The sequence below is a fragment of the Chryseobacterium sp. SIMBA_029 genome, assembly GCF_046535275.1.
GTDB lineage: Bacteria > Bacteroidota > Bacteroidia > Flavobacteriales > Weeksellaceae > Chryseobacterium.
Genome location: NZ_JAWRXA010000189.1, coordinates 1 through 289, shown reverse-complemented (window position 1 = coordinate 289; position 289 = coordinate 1). Strand labels below are relative to the sequence as shown.

At 36.3% G+C, this 289-nt stretch carries 1 pseudogene; it reads right to left on the bottom strand.

The window, feature by feature from the left end:
• Window positions 1-289 (bottom strand): annotated as a pseudogene (locus SB679_RS23770) (porin); the annotation flags it as partial.

The window sequence follows — 289 nt, the reverse complement described above, 5'->3', positions numbered from 1 at the left end:
AATGCATAATTAAAGAAAGGTTGTACTTTCAGGATCTTACTGAATTTAGGAAGGACAAACCCCACTTGAGAAAACCATATATTTCCTGTTCCCATCAAAACTCTGTTATTTCCAGCTCCTTCTAGTGCTTTTTGTCCTGTAAATTGTGCATCCGGAGTGCCAGGATTCAGAAGGCCACTTACCCTTAAATAATTCGGGCCATAGTTGTAATGATAATAAACAGAATATAAGGTTAATCCCATTTCCTTATTCTTATTTCCTAATGGAAGTTCTGAATAAACATCTGCTC